21 protein-coding genes are annotated in these 24,604 nt (G+C 70.4%); 13 read left to right on the top strand and 8 right to left on the bottom strand.

Annotated features, from left to right (window positions below; translation table 11 throughout):
* Positions 1-164 precede the first annotated feature (164 nt).
* From WYO_RS08550 to WYO_RS08540, 3 genes are all read left to right on the top strand, one after another.
* Positions 165-662: an SRPBCC family protein gene (locus tag WYO_RS08550; RefSeq protein WP_007561261.1), complete on the top strand. Its 498-nt coding sequence runs from the start codon at positions 165-167 to the stop codon at positions 660-662.
* 139 nt (positions 663-801) lie between these two features.
* Entirely contained in the window at positions 802-2,214 is a 1,413-nt protein-coding gene (gene pyk / locus WYO_RS08545; protein WP_007561259.1) for a pyruvate kinase, read from the top strand.
* Between the two features lie 83 nt (positions 2,215-2,297).
* Complete coding sequence (locus tag WYO_RS08540; RefSeq protein WP_007561257.1) at positions 2,298-2,426, top strand: hypothetical protein; 129 nt, start codon at positions 2,298-2,300, stop codon at positions 2,424-2,426.
* Positions 2,427-2,480: 54 nt separating this feature from the next.
* Here the strand turns inward: WYO_RS08540 and WYO_RS08535 are convergent, their stop codons facing one another.
* A complete protein-coding gene (locus WYO_RS08535; RefSeq protein WP_007561254.1) occupies positions 2,481-3,668 on the bottom strand; it encodes a patatin-like phospholipase family protein in 1,188 nt (395 codons plus the stop codon).
* Between the two features lie 417 nt (positions 3,669-4,085).
* Here WYO_RS08535 and WYO_RS08530 point away from each other — a divergent pair, with 417 nt between their 5' ends.
* Complete coding sequence (locus WYO_RS08530) at positions 4,086-4,616, top strand: GcrA family cell cycle regulator (protein WP_007561252.1); 531 nt, start codon at positions 4,086-4,088, stop codon at positions 4,614-4,616.
* Between the two features lie 11 nt (positions 4,617-4,627).
* Here the strand turns inward: WYO_RS08530 and WYO_RS08525 are convergent, their stop codons facing one another.
* The gene (locus WYO_RS08525) at positions 4,628-5,590 is read right to left on the bottom strand and encodes a TAXI family TRAP transporter solute-binding subunit (RefSeq protein WP_007561250.1); all 963 of its coding nucleotides are present in this window, start codon (positions 5,588-5,590) and stop codon (positions 4,628-4,630) included.
* Positions 5,591-5,871: 281 nt separating this feature from the next.
* On the opposite strand from WYO_RS08525, the gene cysK reads away from it, so the two are divergent.
* The 5 genes from cysK (at position 5,872) to WYO_RS31495 (ending at position 8,653) form a co-directional block, all read left to right on the top strand.
* On the top strand, positions 5,872-6,846 hold the full coding sequence (gene cysK / locus WYO_RS08520) for a cysteine synthase A (protein WP_007561248.1): 975 nt from the start codon (positions 5,872-5,874) through the stop codon (positions 6,844-6,846).
* Positions 6,847-7,231: 385 nt separating this feature from the next.
* Positions 7,232-7,729 (top strand): hypothetical protein, encoded by a 498-nt coding sequence (locus tag WYO_RS08515; protein ID WP_007561246.1) that lies wholly within the window; start codon positions 7,232-7,234, stop codon positions 7,727-7,729.
* Positions 7,730-7,852: 123 nt separating this feature from the next.
* Positions 7,853-8,191 (top strand): hypothetical protein, encoded by a 339-nt coding sequence (locus tag WYO_RS08510; RefSeq protein WP_007561244.1) that lies wholly within the window; start codon positions 7,853-7,855, stop codon positions 8,189-8,191.
* Entirely contained in the window at positions 8,191-8,508 is a 318-nt protein-coding gene (locus WYO_RS08505) for a hypothetical protein (protein WP_007561242.1), read from the top strand. Before WYO_RS08510 ends, WYO_RS08505 begins: the two co-directional genes overlap by 1 nt.
* Positions 8,501-8,653 carry a hypothetical protein gene (locus WYO_RS31495; RefSeq protein ID WP_007561240.1) on the top strand — a complete coding sequence of 51 codons (153 nt, stop codon included), beginning with the start codon at positions 8,501-8,503 and terminating at the stop codon, positions 8,651-8,653. The genes WYO_RS08505 and WYO_RS31495 overlap by 8 nt, the downstream gene beginning before the upstream one ends.
* Positions 8,654-9,076: 423 nt before the next feature.
* Here WYO_RS31495 and typA read toward each other — a convergent pair whose 3' ends face one another.
* Complete coding sequence (typA, locus tag WYO_RS08500; RefSeq protein ID WP_007561238.1) at positions 9,077-10,903, bottom strand: translational GTPase TypA; 1,827 nt, start codon at positions 10,901-10,903, stop codon at positions 9,077-9,079.
* Between the two features lie 367 nt (positions 10,904-11,270).
* Here typA and WYO_RS08495 point away from each other — a divergent pair, with 367 nt between their 5' ends.
* From WYO_RS08495 to WYO_RS08485, 3 genes are all read left to right on the top strand, one after another.
* Positions 11,271-11,972: an SDR family oxidoreductase gene (locus WYO_RS08495; RefSeq protein WP_007561237.1), complete on the top strand. Its 702-nt coding sequence runs from the start codon at positions 11,271-11,273 to the stop codon at positions 11,970-11,972.
* A 330-nt stretch (positions 11,973-12,302) separates the two neighbouring features.
* Complete coding sequence (locus WYO_RS08490; protein WP_007561235.1) at positions 12,303-14,951, top strand: ABC transporter ATP-binding protein; 2,649 nt, start codon at positions 12,303-12,305, stop codon at positions 14,949-14,951.
* 120 nt (positions 14,952-15,071) lie between these two features.
* Entirely contained in the window at positions 15,072-16,517 is a 1,446-nt protein-coding gene (locus tag WYO_RS08485; RefSeq protein WP_007561233.1) for a cytochrome P450, read from the top strand.
* On the opposite strand, the gene WYO_RS08480 is transcribed toward WYO_RS08485, so the two are convergent.
* The 5 genes from WYO_RS08480 to minC (WYO_RS08460) all read right to left on the bottom strand — a co-directional run bounded on the left by WYO_RS08480 (position 16,498) and on the right by minC (WYO_RS08460) (position 20,581).
* Positions 16,498-17,382, bottom strand: coding sequence for an alpha/beta hydrolase (locus WYO_RS08480; RefSeq protein ID WP_007561231.1), 885 nt, complete (start codon positions 17,380-17,382; stop codon positions 16,498-16,500). The genes WYO_RS08485 and WYO_RS08480 overlap by 20 nt on opposite strands.
* Before the next feature lie 159 nt (positions 17,383-17,541).
* Positions 17,542-17,880, bottom strand: a complete 339-nt coding sequence (minE, locus tag WYO_RS08475; RefSeq protein WP_007561229.1) for a cell division topological specificity factor MinE — start codon at positions 17,878-17,880, stop codon at positions 17,542-17,544.
* Positions 17,877-18,692, bottom strand: a complete 816-nt coding sequence (minD, locus tag WYO_RS08470; protein WP_007561227.1) for a septum site-determining protein MinD — start codon at positions 18,690-18,692, stop codon at positions 17,877-17,879. The genes minE and minD overlap by 4 nt, the downstream gene beginning before the upstream one ends.
* 28 nt (positions 18,693-18,720) lie before the next feature.
* On the bottom strand, positions 18,721-19,449 hold the full coding sequence (gene minC, locus WYO_RS08465) for a septum site-determining protein MinC (RefSeq protein WP_007561226.1): 729 nt from the start codon (positions 19,447-19,449) through the stop codon (positions 18,721-18,723).
* Between the two features lie 475 nt (positions 19,450-19,924).
* Positions 19,925-20,581, bottom strand: coding sequence for a septum site-determining protein MinC (minC, locus tag WYO_RS08460; protein ID WP_047170773.1), 657 nt, complete (start codon positions 20,579-20,581; stop codon positions 19,925-19,927).
* 211 nt (positions 20,582-20,792) lie between these two features.
* On the opposite strand from minC (WYO_RS08460), the gene addA reads away from it, so the two are divergent.
* Complete coding sequence (gene addA / locus WYO_RS08455) at positions 20,793-24,281, top strand: double-strand break repair helicase AddA (RefSeq protein WP_007561221.1); 3,489 nt, start codon at positions 20,793-20,795, stop codon at positions 24,279-24,281.
* The last annotated feature ends 323 nt before the right edge of the window (positions 24,282-24,604 follow it).

Below are 24,604 nucleotides of genomic sequence, written 5' to 3'. Positions count from 1 at the left end.
CGCTTCGCTGCGCTCGCAAAGACGGCCGAGCGGCCGAGCGATCGACCCGGTGCCGTCTTATCGGCTGAGCCCGGCGGTTTCCAGGGATCGGCCGCCAGGGCCCGGATGGGTTTCCGTCACCAGAGGCCCTACTTTCGTTCGGGACATCCGGCGGAGACCCAACCGTGAAGCGATCCGTCCGTGCCGTGTCCGGCATCGCAGCCCTGCTCAGCGCCGGTCCGGCCTGCGCCCTGGAGGTCACCCGCAGCCGGGATATCCCGGCGCCGCCCGCGGCGGTCTGGGCGCTGGTCGGCGAGTTCTGCGCCATCGGCCTGTGGCATCCGCAGGTCGAGCGCTGCATTCTGTCGCGCGAGGATGACGACGACGGCATCCGCGCGCAGATCCGCGGCCTCGTGACCAAAGGCGGGCTCGGGACGATCGTCGAGGTCGAGACCGCCCGCGACGAGGCGGCCATGAGCTACAGCTACAGCTTCATCCAGGGCCCGCTGCCGGTGCGCGCCTACAACGCGACGCTGGCAGTTCGGCCGAACGGCGCGGGCGCGACCGTGATCTGGACCGCCACCTTCGACGCCGAGGGCATGACCGACGCGGAGGCCGTCAAGGACATCACCGGCGTCTACGACGCGGGCCTTGCCGGCATCGCCCGCGAGGTCGCCCGCTAGGCGGCCGGTCCGCACAGGCAATTGACGCGGTGCAGCAGAAAAAGCTCGCCTCCGTGCGCATCCTTACCAATGTGAGCAGCGTCGGCAGGCCCGATCGCCCGGCCGATTCCCGGAGGTCGTGTTCAAGGCAGAGACCCGCATGCGCCGTCACCGCCACGCCAAGATCGTCGCCACGGTCGGTCCCGCAAGCTCCGCGCCCGACCGGCTGCACGCCCTGTTCCTCGCCGGGGTCGATACCTTCCGGCTCAATTTTAGCCACGGGGTGCAGGAGGATCACGCCAAGGTCCATGCCGCGATCCGGGCGCTGGAGCGCGAGGTCGGCCGCCCGATCGGCATCCTGCAGGACCTGCAGGGCCCCAAGATCCGGATCGGTACGCTGCAGGGCGGCCGCCTCGATCTCTTGGCCGGTGAGACGATCCGCTTCGTGCTCGAGGGAGCCGAAGGCGACAAGCAGGCCATCCCGCTCCACCATCCGGAGATCTTCGCCGCGGTCGTGCCCGGGCAGGAACTCCTGATCGACGACGGGCGTGTGCGGGTGCGCGTCGTCGGGCCGGACCGGGCTTCGATCACCGCCGAGGTGGTGACCGGCGGCCCGATCTCGAACCGCAAGGGCGTCAACCTGCCCGGCACCCTGCTGGACCTGTCGCCGCTCACCGAGAAGGACCGGGCCGACCTCGCCTTCGGGCTCGAACTCGGCGTCGATTGGGTCGCCCTGTCCTTCGTCCAGAAGCCGTCCGACGTGATCGAGGCGCGCGGGATCATCGGCGACCGCGCCGGCATCATGTCGAAGATCGAGAAGCCGCAGGCGCTCGAGCGGATCGACGACATCATCCGGCTCTCGGACGCCGTGATGGTCGCCCGCGGCGATCTCGGCGTCGAGATCCCGCACGAGGACGTGCCCGGGCGGCAGAAGGAGTTGATCCGCGCTTGCCGGCTCGCCGTGAAGCCGGTGATCGTGGCGACCCAGATGCTCGACTCGATGGTCCAGGCGCCGGCGCCGACCCGGGCGGAGGCCTCCGACGTCGCCACGGCCATCTACGACGGCGCCGATGCCGTGATGCTCTCGGCGGAATCGGCCACCGGGAAATATCCGGTGGAGGCGGTCTCGATGATGGACCGGATCATCCGCAGCGTGGAGGGCCACAAGCTCTACCACTCGATCGTGGCCGCCTCCGAGCCCGGCGAGGAGGAGACGCCGCCCCATGCCGTGGCGACCGCCACCGCGAATCTCGCCGAGGCGGTGCGGGCCGCCGCGATCGTGACCTACACGACCAGCGGCACGACGGCGGCGCGCGTCGCCCGCAAGCGCCCCGCCTCGTCGATCCTGGCGCTCACGCCGAGCCTCGCCACGTCCCGCCGGCTGTGCCTGCTCTGGGGCGCGCACAGCGTGCATACCGACGATGTCGATTCCTACGAGGAGATGACCGCCAAGGCCGGCCTGCACGCGCAGGCGGAAGGCTTCGCCAAGCCGAACGACATCATCGTCGTCACCGCCGGCATCCCGTTCCATACGATGGGCAACACCAACAACATTCGCCTGATGCAGGTGTGAGGCCGGGAGCCGGGGAACGTCGCCCGCGCATCGTCCGTTAATGGGCAAGCTGCGCCGTTTTGGCGCGAATGCCGGAGAGAGCCATGAGCCTGATCGGACGCATCGTCACCAAGCTTCTCGGCAACGAGAACCGCCCCATCGACCGCGACGACCGGAACGCCAGCACGGCGACCCCGATCGGCCGTCTGGTCACCAAGATCCTGGGCAAGTAAGGGTCCCGATCGCCGCGCGCCCGAGAGGGCGCGCGGCGCTGAGTTCTCGCGCCGTCAGTTCGCCACCGCGTTTGCGGTCTGCTTGAGCGTCGGCGACGCCGGAACGGTGTGCTGCCAGAAGGTGCCGGTCCGGCCCTTTTCCAGCCCCTCCTGATACAGGGCCCGCATGTAGGCGGTATCGAAGCCCTTGGCGGCGGACACCTTCGGGCCGTTCTCGTCGATATAGGTGAGGTTGAAGCCCATCCCGTTGTTGCGCGCGAGCGCATAGGTCGCCGACAGCGTGGCGCGCGAGCGGGCGCGGCTCGCCGTCGTGAACGAGCGCTCGACGATCGACAGGGTGTTGTTCTTCGTCACCTCGAAATCCGGCTCGAGACGGCCGTTGATCACCACGTAGATGTTGGCCTTGCCGCCGGTGCGGATCCTGCCGTCACGCAGCAGCAGCGTCTGCGGGAGCGTGAAGACCGGCGTGACCACCGAGCCGTCGACATGCATCTCCTGGAAGCGCGAATCGGCGGCCGTCACGTCGATCATCTGCGGCGGGAACACCGCCGGGATGCTGGCCGAGGCGGCCAGGACGTCGCGGAACAGCTCCAGCGCGTTCGGTGCGCCGCTCGAGGCGATCACGCCCATGTTCCAGATCACGGCGCGCTGCGAATCGAGATTGGTCGTGACCACCATGAGCCGCCGGCCCTTGGCGTGCTCCTCCGCGATGGCCGTGAGCAGCTCCGGGGTGACGTAGCGGCCGATCAGGTTGCGCAGCCGCCCGTCCCCGAACAGGCCCGAGCCGAACACGATGTTGGCGAGGTTGGGCGAGGTCACCAGCTCGCCGGCGACGCCGCTGGTGTAGAACTCGGTGAGGTAGGGATCGTAGGCCGGGCCCAGGAACGCGAAGGGGGCGATCAGCGCGCCGGTCGAGACGCCCGAGACCAGCGTGAATTCCGGACGGGTGCCGGAGGCGGTCCAGCCGTTAAGCACGCCGGCCCCGTAGGCGCCGTCCCCGCCGCCGCCCGACAGTGCCAGGTAGTTGAAGCCGGCGGACCGGCGCTGCGGATTTCCGGCGAGCTCGGCGATGGTCTCGACCGACGCGTCGGCATAGACCCGCGCGCCCGGGATTCCGGGCACGCTGGCGAAGGCCGCCTGCTCGGCCGTGTAGGCAGTGCGCGGGACGCTGCCGCAGGCCGCGACCTGGCCGGCCAGCGTGAGCGCGACCAGCGCCCGCAGCGACCCCTGACGGTAACCCATCGTCCTCACCCTAAATAACAGCAACGCTCGCCCCTTCTGCCACACGAAAGCAGCTTGGCCGTGACCACGTTCCGGTCACGCTGAGCATTCGGTGCGATTGCTCCAGCCTGTGACGCCGGCGCCACGCCCCGCCGAGCCCGAGGCGGCGGTAACCACCTTCCCCGATGCGGCGGCCATTGCCGGTGGACAGGGCCGGTCTCGGTCTCGGGGCCGCCCTTGCAAGCGTCGCGAGCGCCGCGCTAGGGTTCGGTCGTGGCCTGACGAGACAGGGTGTCGCACGCGGTGCGGCAGCCGACGCGCATGGGTGACGCGCAAGGGTGCGGTCCGCACGGCCTTCCGGCCGAGGTTCCTGGCCGACCCGGACCGCAGATCGTCGCCCAGTTACAGCGCACGGGCCGCAGGGGGCGGAGGGGGACTATGGAAGCGGGCCTGAGCTGGACGGATGATCGCGTGGCGCTCCTGCGCCGGTTGTGGGAAGACGGGCAGAGCGCGAGCAAGATCGCGGCGCAACTCGGCGGCGTCACGCGCAATGCGGTGATCGGCAAGGTGCATCGCCTCGGCCTCGGCGGTCGTGCCCGGGGCGGCGAGGAAGCTCAGGTTGCGCCGCAGGCCGCCAAGGCCGTGGAGATCGAGACCGCCATCGCGGTGGTCGAGACCCAGGCGCCCGAGCCGGTGGCGATCCTCTCGCATCGCCCCGCGCCGGTCTTCCCGACGCCCGCCCCGGCGGCACCGGAGCCCGTGGCGCTGTCGGTGTCGCAGCGCGTCACGATCATGGACCTGCGGGAATCCATGTGCCGCTGGCCGCTCGGCGATCCGACCACGCCGGAATTCCGGTTTTGCGGCGCCCGCTCGATCACCGGCCTGCCCTACTGCACGCACCACGCCGAGATCGCCTATCAGCCGGCCGCGGAGCGCAAGCGCGACCGGCGCGTCGCCTCGTTCCGCTAGGATCGGGTGCCCTAGCGGATCGGGACCCCGACCTCGCTGAGGTAGCGACGGGTGCCGTCATGGATCTGTGCGGCCGGCACGATCCCGGAGAGGTTCTTCGGCTGGCTCGCCGAGCCCTGCGGGTGGCGCGCCGCCATGTCTGACCGGGCTAGCGCCCTGACGATCCGGTAGGCCGTGTCGGCCGCGAAACCGGGCCGGACGAGAACGAGGCTCCAGGATCCGATCGTCTCGATCGCATCGGCCTGGCCGGGAAAACTTCCGGGCGGGACCGTCAGCCGCCGGAGCGTCGCGCCCGGCTGGGCGAGGCGAGCGATGCCGGCCTCCGACGGTCCGAAGAACCGAGCGCCGCCGGGCGCATGCGCCAGGGCGAGGAAGCCCGGCCAGCCGAGCCCACCGCCCCAGAGTGCGTCCGCGCGCCCGTCCAGCACCATCGGTGGCCCGTCGCCGGCCCGGTCGAGCAGGATCGGGCGGATGTCGCGTTCGGGGTCGAGCCCCGAAGCCTGGAGCGCGCTGCGGCCCATCACCGTGAGGCCGGAATTGTGCGTGCCGAGCACCACGGTCCGGCCGCGCAAGTCGTCCACGGTACGGATCGCGCTCCCCGCCGGCACGGCGAACAGGCCGGGCGTCGGATACATCGGAGCGAGGATCGTGAGACCGCCGGGCTCGGCCAGGGCCGGGGTGGCGTATTCTCCCTGGACCAACGCCAGGTCGACCCGGCCGGCACGCAGCAGCCCGACATTCTCCGCCGAGCCGCCACTGGCCCGTGCCTCGATGATCAGATCGGGATCCGCCGCCTGGATCGCCGCCGCGAAGACATCTCCGAAAGCCGGAAAGCCGCCGCCCGGCGTCGCGGTGGCGAGGACGACGCGCGTCGGCTCCGCCGCATGGGCCGACCGGCCGAGGAGGAGGCCCAGGGCCGCGAGCAGACCGGCGCGGCGAGTCGGTCCGCGGCCATCGGCCAAATGGCGCGTCATCTGAGAATCCTGGTCGTCCGCCCCGGGCGTGCGCGGTGGGCAGCGTTCATACGGAGAACGATATTCCAGAAAAGGCCGGCGCATCAGAGACCTTCTTCCACGATTTCGGGTATTCCCCAGCGCCGGCAAAAAGAACTTTCGTACAGGACACTTAGCCTGATTGCCCCGGCTTCGGCGACGCGATATCGCAGCCTCGTGTCCGGCGGCGCGCCAGCGCTTCCCTTGGCTCGGGCCCGCCGGACCCGACATTGATCCGACCCGACACCTGCAGGAGTTCCGCGATGGCCGATTCCCTCAACGCGCCGGCGAAGGTCGGCCACGGTCGTGTCTACGGCTCGATCACCGAGACCATCGGCAACACCCCGCTGGTGCGCCTCAACCGTCTGCCCAAGGAGCACGGCGTCGACGCCGAGATCCTGCTGAAGCTCGAATTCTTCAACCCGATCGCGAGCGTGAAGGACCGCATCGGCGTCAACATGATCGACGCGCTGGAGGCCGCCGGCAAGCTGCAGCCCGGCGGCACGCTGGTCGAGCCGACTTCCGGCAACACCGGCATTGCGCTGGCCTTCGTGGCCGCGGCCCGGGGCTACCGGCTGATCCTGGTGATGCCCGAGACGATGTCCCTGGAGCGGCGCAAGATGCTGGCCTTCCTGGGTGCCGAGCTGGCGCTCACCCCGGGCGCGCAGGGCATGAAGGGCGCCATCGCCAGGGCCGAGGAACTCCTCAAGGAGATCCCGGGCTCGGTGATGCCGCAGCAATTCTCGAACCCGGCCAATCCCGAGATCCACCGCAAGACCACCGCGGAGGAGATCTGGACCGATACCGGCGGTCAGCTCGATGCGTTCGTGGCCGGCGTCGGCACCGGCGGCACCGTGACCGGCGTCGGCGAGGTGCTGAAGCCGCGCCTGCCGAACCTGAAGGTCTTCGCGGTCGAGCCGGTGGATTCCCCGGTGATCTCCGGCGGCCAGCCCGGCCCGCACAAGATCCAGGGCATTGGCGCGGGCTTCATCCCGGAGAACCTGCACACCGACATCCTCGACGGCGTGCTCAAGGTCTCCAACGACACCGCCTTCGAGACCTCGCGGGCGCTGGCCCGGCTGGAGGGGATTCCGGGCGGCATCTCGACCGGCGGCAACGTCGCGGCCGCGCTGGAACTGGCCAAGCGGCCGGAATTCCAGGGTAAGCGGATCGTCACGATCGCCTGCTCGTTCGCCGAGCGCTACATCTCGTCGGCCCTGTTCGACGGTATCGGCTAGCATGGTTTGGCGAAGGCGCGCCGCGCGCCGACGCTGACGTTTCAAGCCGCGTCTGTCCCCATGGGGCCGGCGCGGCTTTTTCTTTGGCGGGAGGCCGGGACGATACCGTGCCACAGGAATGTTTCAGTAATCAACCGCCATCACTCCTCAGATGCCGCAGATGACGGAAGACCCTTGGTGACCGAAATCGACAGCAACGATTTTATGGCCGAAGAAATCCGAAGCTTTAACGCGGTCGCAGGCACCATCCTTTCACTTTGACTTGGCCATGCGTCCGGAGCGGCGCTGTTCCCGAATGAGAACCTTGGAAAAACCGCGCGCATAGGTCATCTGGATCACGGGCCGTCGCTCCACCCGCGATCCGGCACCGGACGGACTGACTCGCATGCGCTGGCTTCTCGTTCTCATCAGTTGCCTGCTTGCCCAGACGGCGCAGGCTCAGGGCTTCGCGAGCCACGATCTCACAGGTGTCGTGGATCAGGTCAGGATCGCGATCGACCCGAAGGCGTCGGTGCAGGCGACGCCGCTGAGCCTGACCATGACGTGTTCCCCGTGCAAGGGTTCGCCCACGGTCGACATAGAGCTCGGACGGCTGACTGACGGGACCGAGAAGCGCGTGCGATCCGGGGAGACATCCTTCGCCAAGCTCGAATCGCTCTGCATCAAGCAGAATCCCGATTGCCGCCTCTCATCCCTGCCGGTCAGCCCGGCGGTCGGATGGATCACGGTCTACGGGCTCGGGAATGGCGGGGGCTCGACCGCGGTGATCCTGCGCGACGGCGACCTCCTGACCATCCAGGCCAAGGCCGACAGCCCCGGCCACGCAGAGGATTCGGTTCTGGCGCTCGTCCAGGGCATGACACCCAGGATCGTCGGGCCCTGACGCCGCAGCGGGCTCGATTGCGGCAGGCCGAGCACCGCTCGCGCCGGATCGGAACGCCCGACGCAACTCTGGTCTCCCGCCCCCGTTGTCCCGCAACAGCGCGACACAGGAGAGGCAGACGCCATGGCAGAGCAGACCAAGCGGCCGTCGTTGAAGGATTTCAACGCCAACGCGGACCGCAACGGCCAGGATCTCGGCCAGGATTCGCCCCTCGACGTGGGCTTGGCGGCCAACACCCAGACCGATCTCAAGCGGGACCCGGCGGGCGACGCCCAGGCGGCCCGGATCGCCTCCGGCACGCCAGGCTCGGATGCCACGGACGCCACCGAGGCCGAGACGCCGCCTGAGAACCTGAAGAAGTTGCAGGGCGATTTCGGCACCGCGTCCGGCAAGGGTTCGAATTTGGGCGAAGCGATCGACCGGGCGACCGCCGCGGTCGGCCAGGATGACGGGAAGCGGTGATGGGTAGAATCACCAGCGACTCCGGCACGGTCACCCGCAAGCCGGACGATACGGTCGGCTCACCGGGCGAGCACCCGGCCGGCGGTGGTCACCAGACCGCCGAACAGGCGGCGATCACCGATATGGGCGCGGGCGGAGCGGCCAAGACCGAATCCAAGGAGGGCTGGGGCAAATCCGGCGAGGCCGGACGCGCACCGCCCGCCATCGGCGGCTCCTCGGGCGGCCATTCCGACCAGACGGCGTCACGGGGCCCGGCTGCCAACCAAAAGGTGGCTGACGGCCACTATCGTGTCGAGCAGGAGAACAAGAATGAGTGAGCGTGAAGATCCGAAACCGAAGAAGCCGGCCAACGTGGCGCCCGACGCGGTGAAGGACCCGAACGAGAAGACCGACGGCAAGCCCGGGATGGGTCCGCAGGGCGGCAAGAGCCAGAACGACGAGACCGATCCGGGCAGCAGCTAAGGATCCTAACCGGCGCCGGCGACCGCGAGGCATCCGTCTCGAGGTCGGCCGGAGGTCTTTTACACAAGACAGCGGGATGCGAAGCGGCCGGACCGCCCGGACGATCACATCCGGCGCGCATCCGGCCGCGGCGCAGGCGTGCCGAATCTCGTCCCGTCGGTGCGCCCCCCTGCCCTGACGCCGGTTTCGGCGGCGACCCATCGGTCCGCGCGATCCTCGCCGACGCCAGGGCCGAGGCCGAACGCGACGGCAGGCGGACCTTCGCCGGATCGGGCGTCGGACCCGCGGGTTTCACGCGGCCCTCTCGAAACAGATCCGCCGAGCCCAGAGGCTCGGCGGCAGGATTAGATGCATCAACGCGGGAGCACAGGAATTGCCACCGGCGACCGGACATGAAGGCCCGGTCGCCGCGCGCCCTTCAGCTCAGGCGGCAGTGTCCTTCGACGAGCGCTCGACGCGCTTGCGGTCGTTGGGATCGAGCACGGTCTTGCGCAGCCGGATCGACTTCGGCGTGACCTCGACCAGCTCGTCGTCCTGGATCCAGGCGAGCGAGCGCTCCAGGGTCATCCGGATCGGCGGCGTCAGGCGCACGGCCTCGTCCTTCGAGGTGGTGCGGATGTTGGTCAGCTTCTTACCCTTGAGCACGTTCACCTCGAGATCGTTCTCGCGGTTGTGCTCGCCGATGATCATGCCCTGATAGACCTTCCAGCCGGGCTCGATCATCATCGGGCCGCGATCCTCGAGGTTCCACATGGCGTAGGCCACGGCCTCGCCCTTGTCGTTCGAGATCAGCACGCCGTTGCGGCGTCCGGCGATCTCGCCCTTGAAGGGCTCGTAGGCCTTGAACAGGCGGTTCATGATCGCCGTGCCGCGGGTGTCGGTCAGCAGCTCGCCCTGGTAGCCGATCAGGCCGCGGGTCGGGGCGTGGAACACCAGGCGTAGGCGATCGCCGCCCGACGGCCGCATCTCCAGCATCTCGGCTTTGCGCTCGGACATCTTCTGCACGACGACGCCGGAATGCTCCTCGTCGACGTCGATCACGACCTCCTCGATCGGCTCGAGCAGGTTACCCTCTTCGTCCTTCTCGTAGACCACGCGCGGCCGGGAGACGGCGATCTCGAAACCCTCGCGCCGCATCGTCTCGATCAGGATGGCGAGCTGAAGCTCACCGCGGCCGGACACGTAGAACGAGTCCTTGTCGGCGGCCTCTTCGATCTTGAGCGTGACGTTGCCCTCGCCCTCCTTGAACAGGCGGTCGCGGATCATGCGGCTGGTGACCTTGTCACCCTCGGTGCCGGCGAGCGGCGAGTCGTTGACGATGAACGACATGGTCACGGTCGGCGGATCGATCGGCTGGGCCTGGATCGGGGTATCCACCTGCGGATCGCAGAACGTGTCCGCCACCGTGCCCTTGATCAGGCCGGCGATGGAGACGATGTCGCCCGCCTCGCCGACATCGATCGGGGCGCGCTCCAGGCCGCGGAAAGCCAGGATCTTGGAGACCCGACCGGTCTCGACCACCTTGCCGTCCCGCGACAGGACCTTGATCTGCTGGTTCGGCTTGACGGTGCCGGAGGCGATGCGGCCGGTGATGATCCGGCCCAGGAACGGGTTGGCCTCGAGCAGGGTGCCGAGCATCCGGAACGGGCCGTCCTCGACCTTGGCCGGCGGCACGTGCTTGAGCACGAGCTCGAACAGCGGCTTGAGGCCCACCGACGGGTCGGCATCCGGGCTGTCGGCCATCCAGCCGTTGCGGCCCGACCCGTAGAGAATCGGGAAGTCGAGCTGCTCGTCCGTGGCGTCGAGAGCAGCGAACAGGTCGAACACCTCGTTCACGACCTCATTGATGCGCGCATCCGGACGGTCGACCTTGTTGATCGCCACGATGGGGCGCAGGCCGATCTTGAGGGCCTTGCCGACCACGAACTTGGTCTGGGGCATCGGCCCCTCGGCGGCATCCACCAGCACGATCACGCCGTCGACCATCGACAGGATGCGCTCGACCTCGCCGCCGAAATCGGCGTGGCCGGGGGTGTCGACGATGTTGACGCGGGTGTCCTCCCAGACGACCGAGGTCGCCTTGGCCAGGATCGTGATGCCACGCTCCTTCTCCAGGTCGTTGGAGTCCATCGCCCGCTCCTCGACCCGCTGATTCTCGCGGAAGGTGCCGGACTGGGCCAGCAGCTTGTCGACGAGCGTCGTCTTGCCGTGGTCGACGTGGGCAATGATGGCGATGTTGCGCAGATTCATGGCGGCCCGAAACGGGTTGTGCCGGCTCCCTGGCGGCCGCGCGGCGCGGCCGTCCGCGCCGGGTGAGGTACGGTCGTGGTGGTTGCGTCGCAATATAAGCCCACGCGTCCGCCCGCAAGGCCGTCGCGCACATGCCGGCCTTTCGTGGCGTGCGTCGTGCCCGGCTAAACCACACGTGGTGCCAGGATTTTTCTGCCGGCGACGCCGCGATCGGCCTGCCGGCCGGCTGCACGGCGCGATATTTTCAGGAGAAGCCGCTGCGTTCGACGGCTCCGGTGCCGTAAACGGACCCGGTCTGCCGGCGGTGGCGATTCGCCGCCCCTCCCCGGCGGCGATCGCAGTGCCGGGCGAGAACGGAGCGTACGCTATGAGCAGGAAGGTGGCCCTCGTCACGGCAGGCGGCAGCGGCATGGGGGCGGCCGCCGCCCGGAAGCTCGCGGCCGAGGGCTATGCGGTCGCGATCCTGTCGTCGTCCGGCAAGGGGGAGGCGCTGGCGCAGGAGCTGGGCGGTTTCGGGATCACCGGCTCGAACCAATCCACCGAGGATCTGGAGCGCCTGGTCGGCGGGGCGATGGCCCGGTGGGAGCGGATCGACGTCCTGGTCAACAGCGCCGGCCACGGGCCCCGGGCGCCGTTGCTCGACATCACGGACGCGCAATGGCACGCCGGCCTGGACACCTACCTCCTGAACGTGGTGCGGCCGGCGCGCCTCGTGACGCCGGTCATGCAGGCGCAGCGTGCCGGCGCGATCATCAACATCTCGACCGCCTGGGCCTTCGAGCCGAGCCCGATGTTTCCGACCTCGGCGGTGTTCCGGGCGGGGCTCGCCGCGTACACCAAGCTGTTCGCCGACACCTACGCGGCCGACAATGTCCGGATGAACAACGTGCTGCCCGGCTGGATCGACAGTCTGCCCGCCACGGAGGAGCGCCGGCAGAGCGTCCCGATGGGCCGTTACGGAAGCACGGACGAGATCGCCGCCACGATCGCGTTCCTCGCCTCGGACGGGGCGGCCTACATCACCGGTCAGAACCTGCGCGTCGACGGCGGCCTGACCCGCTCGATCTGACCCGGCGTCCCGCGCGGATTGCGCAGGCGCAAGTTCTGAGCCGCGGCGGTGCCGCCGCACGGCCCTGTTGCCCTATATGACGGTGGAATGACGCTGCTGTCTCGCATCGGGGAAGCGGAGTCGCGCCGACGGACGCAGCGCTGCCGGAGCCCGGTTCCTCGGGCCCGGCCGGCGGCACCGGTCCGTTGACGCGCCCCCGAAGCCCCGCTCCCCGCCAGGCCTCTTGAATGGAACTGCGACCCTCAATGGCGTTCCGGCTCGGATCTGTGCGCGGGCGCACGACAAACCCGGATCGACTCCGCCAGTACGGGCGCACACCGGACGGACGCGATGCGCGAGCTTGAGCCGCGACTTTTCCCGTATATCTGGCGCTACTCCAAGGCCGACCAGCTCAAGATCTGCGCGGTGGTCCTGGCGTCGCTGCCATTCTACTTCGCGTCGCTCGATCTGCCGAAGCGCATCGTCAACGACGCGATCACCGGCAAGGCGTTCGCGCATGGCGAGGCGACCGCTCCGTTCCTCGAGATCACGATCGACTGGCCGGCCCCGCTCGGCGGTGGGACCACGCGGCTGTTCGAGGGGTTTCAGTTCGACCGGTTCGAGCTGCTGCTGGGCCTGTCGACCCTGTTCCTGGCACTCGTCCTGATCAACGGCGCCTTCAAGTTCTGGATCAACCTGCAGAAAGGCATCCTCGGCGAACGGATGCTGCGCCGGCTGCGCTTCCAGCTGTTCTCGCTGATGCTGCGCTTCACCCCGGAGGCGCAGCGCGAGGTGAAGTCGTCGGAGACGGCGACGATCATCCGCGACGAGGTCGAGCCGATCGGCTCCTTCATCGGCGACGCGATCGTGGTGCCGGTCTTCCTCGGCACCCAGGCGGCGACCGCCCTGGCCTTCATCATGATGCAGAACGTCTGGCTGGGCCTCGCGGCCGGCGGGATGGTGGCGGTGCAGATGACCGTGATCCCGCGGCTGCGGCGCCAGATCATCCTGCTCAGCCGCCAGCGCCAGATCGCCTCGCGCAACCTGGCCGGCCGGGTCGCCGAAGTGCTCGACGGCCTGCCGGCGGTGACGCTCAACGACACCGGCCGCTGGGAGCGGGCCGAGATCGGCGGCCGGCTCTACAGCCTCTACGACCTGCGCCTGCGCATCTACCGCCGGAAATTCGCGGTCAAATATCTCAACAACCTGCTCGCGCAGGTGACCCCGTTCCTGTTCTACGCCATCGGCGGCGTGTTCGCGCTCAAGGGCGAGCTCGATATCGGCCAGCTCGTGGCGGTGCTCGCCGCCTATCGCGACCTGCCGCCACCCCTGAAGGAGCTGATCGACTGGGACCAGCAGCGCCTCGACGTCGAGGTGAAGTACGAGACCGTGGCGGCGCATTTCGGGCCGCAGCGCCTCCAGCCCGCGGAGCGCGAGATCCAGGGGACGCCGCCGCGGCTCGGCAGCCCGCTGCGGGTCGAGGCGCTGGCGCTGCGCGATCCCCAGGGGGGCCTGCCGATCGAGGTCGGCGACATCCAGGCCGACCTGCCCGGCCAGCTCGCCCTGGTTCCCCCCGGGCCGGTCGCGCAGGAATTCGCCCGCGTCCTGGCCGGCCTGCGCGTTCCCCCCAGCGGCACGGTGCGGATCGGCGATCACGACCTGTCCACCCTGCCGCGCGCGACCCGGTCCCGCCGCATCGCCTTCGCGGATCTCGAACCGATCCTGTTCCCCGGCACGGTGCGCGACAACCTGCTCTACGGATTGCGGATCAAGCCGCTGCGGACCAAGGGCATCGACCTGAGCAAGACGCGGATCAACGAGGCGGTGAAGACCGGCAATCCCGCCGACAGCATCGACGATCCGTGGATCGACTACGGCCGGTTCGGCGTCCGCGACGCCCGGGAGCTCGACGAGCGCCTGCTCGACCTGCTCTTCCGCCTCGATCTCGGCGACGACCTGTACCGGTTCGGCCTCGGCGCCCTCAGCACGGTGGTCCACGATACCCCGGCGGGCCAGCGCATGATCGCGGCCCGGGAGCATCTGCGCGAGCATTTCGCCCGGAGCGGGCTCGCCGACCTGGTGATCCCGTTCTCCCGCGGGACCTACAACCAGCAGGCGACCGTGGCGGAGAACCTGATGTTCGGGGTGCCGCGCGACCCGAGCCTGACGGATCCGCGGCGGCTGGCCAGCGTGCGGCTGTTCCGGGAGGCGCTGGAGCGGGTGAAGCTGCTGGACGACCTCGACCGCATGGGCGTGGCGATCGCCCAGAACCTCAAGGACATCTTCGCGGACGTGCCGCCCGGTCACCCGCTGTTCCGGCGCTTCTCGCTGATCACCCCGGACGCGCTGCCGGATTACCTGCGCCGGCTCGCCCGCCTGCCCGCGGAGGGCCGCCTGGACGAGGCCGACAGCGTCGCGTTCCTGGCGCTCGCGCTGGCCTATGTCGAGCCGCGGATGCGCTTCGGCCTGCTCGACCAGCCGCTCAAGCTCCGCATCGTCGGTGCCCGCGGCGTGGTGCAGGCGTTCATGCACGGCCATGACGGCTGCGATATCGAATCCTACGATCCCAACCGGATCAACCCGCGCAGCACGGTGCTCGACAACCTCCTGTTCGGCCGCATCGACACGGCCCGGATGCACGGCGAGGCGATCATCCAGCGCGAGGCCCGGGCTGTGTTCCGCCAGTTCGACCTCGAGCGCCCGGTCCAGAGACGCGGCCTCGACAGGGAGGTCGGCAATCGCGGCCAGCTCCTCACCGATCGGGTGCGCGTCCGGATCGGCCTGGGCCGGGCGCTGCTGCGCGACCCGGAGATCCTGGTGGTGGACCGGGTGAGCGAGCAGCTGGAGCGCGGCGTCGAGACCTTGCTCGACGTGACCGCGGCGGTCCTGCCGCGCGCCAGCCTGGTCGCCAGCGTGTCGAGCGAAGCCGACGCCGCCCGTTTCCCCGCGCGGCTGCCGCTGCGACCCAACGAATCCCGCCTGCGCAACGCAGCCGAGTGATCCCCGCGCGGCCGGCCCGGACACCGCTCCGGTTGGGCACGCGTTCGATCAGCCGCGACGCGCGACCTGCGTCACCCGGCGGTTTACAGTGCGGGCCGTCTCCGGCACAGGATGTCCGACATGCCCCCATTATCGGACGCGATCGCGAGTTCGGCCCGGACCAGCCCGAGCCTCGCCGGCCTGCCGCGCCTGGTGCCGCCGCACCCGGCCCTGGCGGAGCACGAGCTGCCGCTCCCGGCCTATCTGCGCTCGATCCGTGACAACGGTCTGGCGGGCTTCCCCCGGCGCGCCTTCGAGGAACCGATCACCCGCCGCGGCCTGCTCGGCCGGTCGAGCTACGTGCTGAGCGATCCCGAGGCGATCCGCCATTTCCTGGTCGAGAACCAGGCCAACTACGCCCGTACCAGCGGGACGGTGCGGATCCTGCGCCCGATCCTCGGCGACGGGCTGCTGATCAGCGAGGGCTCGGCCTGGCGCCACCAGCGCCGGACCCTGGCGCCGGCCTTCACGCCCCGGGCGATCGACGGGCTGGTGCCGCACATCGCCGCCGCCGTGGATGACGGCATGGAGCGGATCGTCGCCGAGGCGGCGGCGGGTCCGATCGACCTGTTCATGGCCTTCCACCGGCTGGCCCTGGAGATCGCCGGCCGGAGCATGTTCTCGGTCGGCATGGATCAGTACGGCCCGGAGCTGCGCGACTTCATCGCCGAGTACAGCATCAAGATCGGCCGGCCGCATCTCCTCGACATCGTGATCCCGCCGGGCTGGCCGGTGCCGCTCGATTGGTCCCGGGCGCGTTTCCGGCGGCGCTGGATCCCGTTCCTCGACCGGATCATCGCGGCCCGCCAGGCGGCGACGCGGGAGGCGGGCCATTCCGGAGACCTGCTCGACCTGCTCGCCACCGCCCGCAACCCGGATACCGGCGCCCCGTTCAGTGCCGCGGAGCTGCGCGATCAGGTGGCGACCATGATCCTGGCCGGCCACGAGACCACGGCCGGGACCCTGTTCTGGGCCGCCTACATGCTGGCGCTTGCCCCCGAACTGCAGGAGCGGCTCGCCGCCGAGGCGCGAGCGGCCGACCTCACCGACCCGACCCATTGCCAGAGTGACGGGCGGCTGCCGCTCATCCGCGCGACGGTGGACGAGACGCTGCGTCTCTACCCGGCGGCCTTCGTGATCGTCCGCCGGGCGCTGGGCCCCGACACGATCGCGGGTCACCCGGTCAAGAAGAGCGACATCGTCATGGTGAGCCCGTGGGTGCTCCACCGGCACCGGACGCTCTGGTCCGATCCGGAGGCCTTCGACCCCAGCCGCTTCCTGCCGGGAGCGAAACCGCCGGCCCGCTTCTCCTACCTGCCGTTCGGGGCGGGCCCGCGCGTCTGCATCGGTGCGCAATTCGCGCTGATCGAGACGGTCCTGTCGTTGGCGCGGCTGCTCGCCCGCTTCCGGCTGGTGCTGGAGGACCGCGAGCCGATCCTGCCGCACGCGGTGGTCACCACCCAGCCGCAGCGTTTCGCCAAGTTCCGGCTGATCCCGCGCGATCCGCTCAGCCCCGGATCCCCGTGATGGTCGTCGAGACCGCCCGCGGGTCGCGCATCGGCCAGCGTCCGCTCTCGACCTGCGCCAGGAACGCATCGAGCAGGTGATTGTAGGCGTCGGGCTCCTCGACGCTCAGCGCGTGGCCCGTATTGGGCAGGATCGCGAGGGCGGCCGACGGAATCACCCTTTTCAGCATCAGGCTCGGGGCGAGGCAGGGCCAATCCTCGTCGCCCGAGACGATCAGGGTCGGCACGGAGATCTGCGCCAGGGCGTCCTGCAGGTCGTAGAGCGAGGGCCGCCCTTTCTGGACGCCGGCCTGGGTGTTGGCCGAGCCGGTCGCGGAATGCTCCGCCAGCATGCGCTTGAACTCGGCGTGCCCGCGGGGGTCCTTGGTCTCGAACTGCACCCGCGTCGGCCCGTAGGCGTAACGCTCGGCGAAGGCCTCCATGCCGTCGCGACGCAGGATCTCCGCCGTGGCTTCGGCCTCGGCGCGGAACATCTCCTGCCGGTCCGGCTCTGCGCCGTAGCCGCAACCGCCGAGGCACAGGGACAGGGCGCGATCGGGGTGACGCAGCCCAAAATGCAGGGTCGCGAAGGCACCCATCGAGATCCCGGCGACATGGGCCCGGGGCGCCCCGATGGCGTCGAGGATCGCCAGGATGTCGTCGGCGGCACGGGCCTGCGAGTAGGCCGTGACGGATTCCGGCACGTCCGAGGGCGGGTAGCCGCGGGCATTGAACGCGATCGCGCGGTACCGCCGGCCGAAATGGCGCAGCTGCGCCTCGTAGCTGCGGTGATCCCCGGCGAATTCGTGCACGAAGATCAGCGGCGTGCCGGTGCCGCTCGCTTCGTAATGCAGTCGGACACCGTCATCCGTGGTGGCGCTCGGCACGGTCAACTCCCCGACGCGGTCGACGGTCAGCCGCCGCCGTGCGGACGAGATGGGGCGGCACCGCTCCCGGTCGAGGCCCCACGAAAAGGCAAAGCCGCACCCGGCTCAGCGGGCGCGGCTCGCGCAGGTTCGTGTCGGCGGTGGCGCGTGCGGCCGGGCTCAAGCGGCCTTCTTGGCGGCCGGCTTGCGTCCGACCTTGTTCGCCGCGACCTCGGCGAGCTTGGCCGCCAGTTTCGCATCGAGCTTGGCCGAGGCACCGAGTGGAAGCTCGATGTCGAGGCCCAGCGTCGAGACGCCCTCGCCGCGCTCCAGGGTGACCTTCACCTTGTCCGGCTCGACCGAGACGTGGTTGGCGATCACCGCCAGGATCTCCTCGCGGAGCTGGATCACCAGGTCGGGGCGACCCGACTCGGCGCGCTCATGGGCGAGGATCAGCTGCAGGCGGTCGCGGGCGACCGCGCCGGAATTGCGCTTTTGGAAGATACCGAGGATGCTCATGCCGCCCTCCGCATGAACAGCTTGTCGAGGAAGGACTTCCGCTCGGTCGGCATGCTCATCGGCACGTCCTCGCCCTTCAGCCGGCGCGCCGCATCGGCGTAGGCCCGCGCCGGGGCGCAGAGGGGGTTGTTGAGGGTGACCGGGCAGCCGAGGTTCGAGGCGCGCAGCACCTCCTGGCTCTCGGGGATGATCGCCAGCAGCGGGATCGACAGGATGTCGAGCACGTCCTCGGTCTTGAGCATGTCGCCGCGGTCGGCCCGCATTGGGTCGTAGCGGGTGAGGATCAGGTGCTTCTCCATCTCCTCGCCCTTCTCCGCCTTGGCGGTCTTGGAATCGAGGAGGCCGATGATCCGGTCGGAGTCGCGCACCGAGGAGACCTCGGGGTTGGTCACCACCACGGCCACGTCGGCGTGGTGCATGGCGAGCTGGGCGCCGCGCTCGATGCCGGCCGGCGAGTCGCACACCACCCAGTCGAACCGCTCGCGCAGCTCTTCCATCACCCGGGCGACGCCGGCATCGGTGAGCGCGTCCTTGTCGCGGGTCTGCGAGGCCGGCAGCAGGTGGAGGGTGTCGAGCCGCTTGTCCTTGATCAGGGCCTGCGGCAGCTTGGCGTCGCCGTTGACCACGTTGATGAGGTCGTAGACCACCCGGCGCTCGGCACCCATGACGAGGTCGAGGTTACGCAAGCCGACGTCGAAGTCGACGACGCACACGCTCTGCCCACCCTGCGCCAGGGCCGCTCCGAGGGCCGCGGTCGTCGTCGTCTTGCCGACGCCGCCCTTGCCCGATGTGACGACGAGAACCTTTGCCACGCGTCGATCTCCCTTGATCCTGAGCTTACTAGTCTAAGCTTGCCATTCGGATGTTGCCGCCATCGAGCCAGACCTGAGCGGCCTTGCCGCGCAGGGCCGTGCCCATGTCCTCCGCCGTCCGCACGAGGCGGTCGATCCCCAGCAACTCGGGCTCGAATTTGCGGCAGTAGATTCGTGCTCGCGGGTTGCGCGCCGCACCGGCGATCGCGCGGCCCCGCAGGGCGCCGTAGACGTGGATCGAGCCGCCCGCGAGGATCTCGGCGCCGGAGGAGACAGAGCCCATCACGGTGACGTCGCCGGTCGGGTTGATCACGCTCTGTCCGGAGCGCACCGAACCCTCGACGGTGATCGACGTGACCACCTGCGGCTCCGGCTCGGCGGGGGCGGCCGGCATCTCGACCGTGTCCGACGGGCGCCCCTGCACCAGCAGCGGCGGCAATCCGGACGCGACGGCGTCGATCCCCTCGATCCCCAGGACCGCGATGCCGCGGGCCTTGAGCTCGGCCATTAACGTTTCGAGCGCGTCCGGCTCGGGCTTGAGCTGGGCGCAGTCCAGGATCACGGCCCGGCCTTTCAGCAGGGTCGGCGAGCGCTTGAGCGCCGCGTCGAGGCCCGCGAGCCACTCCGGAAGCGGCGGCTCGGGGGTGAGGGCCAGGCCCTTGAACGCCCGCCCGCGAAGGCTGAGCGGCCGGGGCGCAGGAGCCGCCGCTGGGGCGGTCTCCGGGTCGTCGATCGGCTCGGGGAGGGTTTCGCTCATGTCGGCCCGTTAAGAGTCCTTACCGGACCATTGACGGCGGGCATGGTTACCGAAGGGTTAAGTTTTGGATCCGGTCGGCAAATTCTGCCGGGATCCTGGGATCGATGGACCGAGGGGTCGGTGCGGCCCGTGGTCAGAGGGGGCCCGACCACCGCCTGGTTTCCGGCTGACGCAGTCCGATAGTACCTCGCGACCGCGCAGGGTCGATCCTGGCTAAGCTCTTAGCGCAGATCGCATTTGCCGATGCGACGCGATTGCTCGGACCTGCGCGGGGCATCTGTAGTGCGCGATATTCGCGGCACGCTGAACATCACCGCGCGCGCCGCTTACCGCGGTTGGGCGCCAATGCGATCCCGGCGCAGCTTCGCGTATTCATCAATATCCCGGGCCGGTTTTCCGCCCGTCAGGCTCTGCCCCTGCGTCCACGCGTGGCGTTGGCTCAGCGGCGAACACGAGTCCGTACCGTCTGTTTTCCTCACCCCCGTTCGAACAATCCCAGCTTGATCGCATCCTCCACCAGCCGAACCTCGACGGCCTGGCCGCGGAAGGCCGGGTCGAGGTCGTCGGCGGCGCGGTAGAGGCCGTCGATCGCCACCAGTTCCGGCTCGAAGCGGCGGCACCAGATCCGCGCCCCCGGGTTGCCGGCGGCGCCCGCCACCGCACGGCCGCGCAGGGCGCCGTAGACGTGGATCGAGCCGCCGGCGATCACCTCGGCGCCCGAGGCGACAGCGCCGAGCACGGTCACGTCGCCCTCGAGATGCAGCACGGTCTGGCCGGAACGCACCGGCGCGTCGAGGATCAGCGAGCGCGCGGCGTTCTCCTTGAGCGCCGGCTCGGGCGGCGTCTCCTCGCCCGGTGTGGCGACCTCGCCGGCCGGGCGACCGCCCGACAGGGCCGGCGGCAGCTCGGGGGTGAGGATCGACGGCGGCGCGCCCTCGATGCCCAGGATCGCGATCCTGCGGGCTGCGAGTTCCGCGAGCAGGCCGTCGAGATCCTCCCGGGTGAGCTTCAGCCCGGCGAGGTCGAGGATCACCGGCCGGCCGGCGAAGAAGTTAGGTGCGCGCCGGTTCAGGGCGTCGAGGTCGCCGAACCACTCGGCCACGGGCGGTATCGGGGCCAGCACGGTGGCCATGAAGGAGCGGCCGCGGAAGCGGATCGGCGGGCGCGCCGGCTCGGATGTCGGCTGGGTCACGGGCGTTTTCGGTGGCGTGAGGATGTCTGACGCATCCATGCGGCGCGACTGCGCCCGGGGCAATCCCGCTCGGCGCAGTGTGACGCCTTGCTCGGCCCGCCGGTGCATTTCTGTTGTAGAGAGGTCGGCCAGCCCAATCCGGACGAGACCGTTGAGCAGCGTACACGCGCCCAGACCCTTCGTCGTCGACGATCTGACCCAGGCCAACCAGCGCCGGGCGGCCGATCCGCGGGCTTCGGCCTGGGTCTCGGCCAATGCCGGGGCCGGCAAGACCAAGGTGCTCACCGACCGGGTGGTGCGGCTGCTCCTCGACGGCGCGCCCCCGGGCCGGATCCTGTGCCTGACCTTCACCAAGGCGGCGGCCGCCAACATGGCGATCCGGGTGTTCCGCCTCCTCGGCCGCTGGGTGACGCTGGACGATTCCGCGCTCGCCGCCGAGCTGGAGGCGCTGACCGGGGAGCGGGCCGACGGGGAGCGGCTGCGCATGGCCCGGCGCCTGTTCGCCCGGGCTGTGGAGACGCCGGGGGGCCTCAAGATCGAGACTCTGCACGCCCTGTGCGAGCGTCTCCTGCACATGTTCCCGTTCGAGGCGAATGTGCCCGCCCGCTTCGTGGTGCTGGACGAGACCAAGGCCAGGGAGATCTTCGACATCGAGATGTCCAACGTGCTGGCCGACGCGGTCTCGAACGGCGACACGCCGCTCAGCGCCGCCCTGGCGCGGGTCACCCCGGAGGCCACCGGCGACACCCTGCGGGCGGCGATCCGCTCCGCGTTGCGCGCGCGGAGTCTGATCGGCGACCGGGCCCGGATGGACCGGTCCTTCGAAGACTTGCACGGGGCTTTGGGGCTTGCCGCCGAAGAGAACGCGGAGGCGATCGAGGCGGCGATCCTGGAGGGCGGCCCGGGCTGCCGCCCCGAGGATCGAGCGGCGTTGATCGAGGCTTTGCGCACCGGCAAGGCCAACGACGAGAAGCTCGCCGAGGCTCTGGTGGCGGCCGAGGCCGAGCGGGCGCAGTCGGAGGGTCTGCCGGACCGGTCCGAGGCGCTCGATCTCTACCGTGGGGTGTTCTTCACCCAGAAGGACGAGCCCAAGGCCGACAGCAGCCTCGGCACCAAGAGCGTCCCGGCGGCGGTGAAGGAATGCCTGATCGCCGAACGCGACCGGCTGGCGCCGCTGTTCGATCGCCTGCGCGCTGCCCGGGCCCATGCCCGGACGCAGGCGCTGTTCCAGCTCGCCGCCGAGATCCACCGCCGGGTCGAGGCTCAGAAGGCGCGGCTCGGGGCGCTGGATTTCGACGACCTGATCCACAAGGCGCTCGACCTGCTGGCTCGGGTCGGGGCCGGCTGGGTGCTGTACAAGCTCGACCGCGGCATCGACCATGTGCTGGTCGACGAGGCGCAGGATACCAACCCGGAGCAGTGGGAGATCCTGCGGGCGATCACCCAGGAATTCGCCGCCGGCGAGGGCGCCCGGTCCGGGACCCGGACCCGCTTCGCGGTGGGCGACCCGAAGCAGTCGATCTACGGCTTCCAGGGCGCCGAGCCCCGGGAATTCGCCCTCACCCGGGCGGCCTGGATCCAGGAATCGCGCGCGGCCGGCCTCACCTTCGAGGACGTGCCGCTGACCCTGTCGTTCCGCTCCACCGGCCTGGTCCTCCAGGCGGTCGATGCGGTCTTCGCCCTCGACGCGCATAACGAGGGCCTGTCCTTCGAGGATTCCGCGCGGCGGACGGTCCATGCCAGCGCCCGGCCCGGCGCCCCCGGGGCGGTGGAGCTGTGGCCGATCGCCGAGCCCGAGCCGACACCGGAGCCCGATGCCTGGACGGCGCCGGTGGACGCCCCCGAGACCAGCGCCCCGGCGATCGTCACGGCCCGACGGGTCGCGCAGGCGGTGCGGACCTGGACGAGCCAGGGCGACGCCACCGGCCGGGTCTGGCGCCCGGGCGACGTGCTGATCCTGGTGCGCAAGCGCGGGCCGGCCTTCGAGGAGGTGATCCGCGCCCTGAAGAATCTCGGCGTGCCGGTCGCAGGCCAGGACCGGCTGGAAGTCTCCGCCCATATCGCGGTGGCCGACCTCGTCGCCGCCGGGCGGGCCGGGCTGCTGCCGGCGGACGATTTGACCCTCGCCACCGCGCTCAAGACGCCGCTGGTCGGGCTCACGGACGAGGATCTGGTGCGGCTGGCCGCCCGCCGCGACCTGTCGGAGACCCTGGAGGATGCCCTGCACCGCCACGCCGCGGCCGGGGATCCGGCGGCGATCCGCGGCCTCTCCGCGCTCTCGGACTGGATCGCGCTCGCGGGGCTCCACGGCCCGTTCGGCTTCTACGCACGGCTCCTCGGGCCGCAGGGCGGGCGCGCGAAGCTGGTCGCCCGGCTGGGAGGCGAGGCGGGGGACGCCATCGACGTGTTCCTGGCCGCCGCCGCCCAGGCCGAGACCGGCGAGGACGCGCCCTCGCTCGGCGGCTTCCTGGCCCGCTATGTCGGCACCGAGGCCGGCCACACGGTCAAGCGCGACATGGAATCGGGCCGCGACGAGGTGCGGGTGATGACCGTCCACGGGGCCAAGGGCCTCGAGGCGCCGGTGGTCGTGGTCCTCGATGGCTGCGAGCCGCTGGGGCGCAACGACCCGCCGCTCCTGCCGCTGGCGGGCACCGGCACGGCTCTGCCGCCGGTCTGGTCGAGCGGGAAGACGCAGGATTGCGCGGCCACCGGCGAGGCCCGCGCGGCCCTGCTCGCCCGGGCTCGGCAGGAGCACAACCGCCTGCTCTACGTCGCGATGACCCGGGCGGCCGACCGGCTCATCGTGGCACCGTTCCGGGGCCACGAGCGCGAGAGCGAGGCGGCCTGGTGCCGGATGGTCCGGGCCGGCCTGGAAGCCGCCCTCGGCGCGGGCCAGGCTCTGGAGCTGCCCTACGGTCCCGCGACCCTGTGGCGGGACGGCACCGAGACGCTGCGCCCGCCGGAGATTCCGGCCGCGGCGGCAGCGGCCCGCATGGCCGAGCCGGACTGGCTGCGCAGCCCCGTCCCGCCGGAGCCGGAGATCCCGGTCCTGAACCCGTCCGGTGCCCTCCATGCGGCCGACGGCTCGCGGGTGCCGCCGCCCCGCCTGGCGGATGCCCAGGCGCGCCGCCGGGGCATCCTAATCCATTCCCTGTTGCAGCACCTGCCCCGGATCGAGACGGAGCGCCGGGAATCGGCCGGCCTCGCCTTCGTGCGGGCCCGGGCCCCCGGCCTGCCGCGCCCGGCAACCTACGGCATCGTCCGCTCGGTCCTGCGCCTGATCGACGATCCCGATCTCGCCCCCCTGTTCGCCCCCGACGCCCGCGCCGAGGTGAACCTTACGGGCCGCGTCCGGGCCGGCGGGTCCGAGCGGGTGGTGCAGGGCCGCGTCGATCGCCTCGCCGTCTCCGCCGACACGATCCGGATCGCCGACTTCAAGACCGGGCGCCCCCCGGCCGAGGACGAGCCCCTGCCCCCCGCCGAAGCCGGCCAGATCGCGCTCTACGCGAAGCTGCTGGGCCAGATCTATCCGGACCGGACGATTCGCCCGATGCTGATCTGGACCTCGGGGCCGGTGATCCGGGCCTTGAGCGGCGACGACATCCGGGCGGCTTTGGACCAGGCGGGAATCGCGGGCTGACAGGCGCGGACCGTCATTGCGAGCGCAGCGAAGCAACCCAGTGCGGCGCGCGTTCTCCGAATGTGGTGTTTCCCTGGGTCGCTTCGCTACGCTCGCAATGACGGCGGGAAGCGATTTTCGGCGAAGGAATCAGCGACACGGCCCCATGCTGTGGAAGGGCCTTCTCCCCCGCCCCTCCCCGGCCGACATGCGCCAGCGCACATCGCAATGCGCCCCTCGAGGCGCCCCCATGCATCGGCGGGCGGACTGCTTGACCGGGCGGTGGGCCGTCGCCAATTCTGGTCGAACCGCGCGGGCCCCTGCCCGTCCGAGGCCGCCCGACC

This window comes from Methylobacterium sp. GXF4, from assembly GCF_000272495.1.
Lineage (GTDB): Bacteria > Pseudomonadota > Alphaproteobacteria > Rhizobiales > Beijerinckiaceae > Methylobacterium > Methylobacterium brachiatum.
This window is presented reverse-complemented; position numbering and strand designations above follow the sequence as displayed.

Coding starts and splice junctions, on each gene's coding strand:
- pyk (WP_007561259.1), top strand. CDS start 802: ATGCGCCGTCACCGCCACGCCAAGATCGTCGCCACGGTCGGTCCCGCA.
- WYO_RS08540 (WP_007561257.1), top strand. CDS start 2,298: ATGAGCCTGATCGGACGCATCGTCACCAAGCTTCTCGGCAACGAGAAC.
- WYO_RS08535 (WP_007561254.1), bottom strand. CDS start 3,668: ATGGGTTACCGTCAGGGGTCGCTGCGGGCGCTGGTCGCGCTCACGCTG.
- WYO_RS08530 (WP_007561252.1), top strand. CDS start 4,086: ATGGAAGCGGGCCTGAGCTGGACGGATGATCGCGTGGCGCTCCTGCGC.
- WYO_RS08525 (WP_007561250.1), bottom strand. CDS start 5,590: ATGACGCGCCATTTGGCCGATGGCCGCGGACCGACTCGCCGCGCCGGT.
- cysK (WP_007561248.1), top strand. CDS start 5,872: ATGGCCGATTCCCTCAACGCGCCGGCGAAGGTCGGCCACGGTCGTGTC.
- WYO_RS08515 (WP_007561246.1), top strand. CDS start 7,232: ATGCGCTGGCTTCTCGTTCTCATCAGTTGCCTGCTTGCCCAGACGGCG.
- WYO_RS08510 (WP_007561244.1), top strand. CDS start 7,853: ATGGCAGAGCAGACCAAGCGGCCGTCGTTGAAGGATTTCAACGCCAAC.
- WYO_RS08505 (WP_007561242.1), top strand. CDS start 8,191: ATGGGTAGAATCACCAGCGACTCCGGCACGGTCACCCGCAAGCCGGAC.
- WYO_RS31495 (WP_007561240.1), top strand. CDS start 8,501: ATGAGTGAGCGTGAAGATCCGAAACCGAAGAAGCCGGCCAACGTGGCG.
- typA (WP_007561238.1), bottom strand. CDS start 10,903: ATGAATCTGCGCAACATCGCCATCATTGCCCACGTCGACCACGGCAAG.
- WYO_RS08495 (WP_007561237.1), top strand. CDS start 11,271: ATGAGCAGGAAGGTGGCCCTCGTCACGGCAGGCGGCAGCGGCATGGGG.
- WYO_RS08490 (WP_007561235.1), top strand. CDS start 12,303: ATGCGCGAGCTTGAGCCGCGACTTTTCCCGTATATCTGGCGCTACTCC.
- WYO_RS08485 (WP_007561233.1), top strand. CDS start 15,072: ATGCCCCCATTATCGGACGCGATCGCGAGTTCGGCCCGGACCAGCCCG.
- minE (WP_007561229.1), bottom strand. CDS start 17,880: ATGAGCATCCTCGGTATCTTCCAAAAGCGCAATTCCGGCGCGGTCGCC.
- minC (WP_007561226.1), bottom strand. CDS start 19,449: ATGAGCGAAACCCTCCCCGAGCCGATCGACGACCCGGAGACCGCCCCA.
- minC (WP_047170773.1), bottom strand. CDS start 20,581: ATGGCCACCGTGCTGGCCCCGATACCGCCCGTGGCCGAGTGGTTCGGC.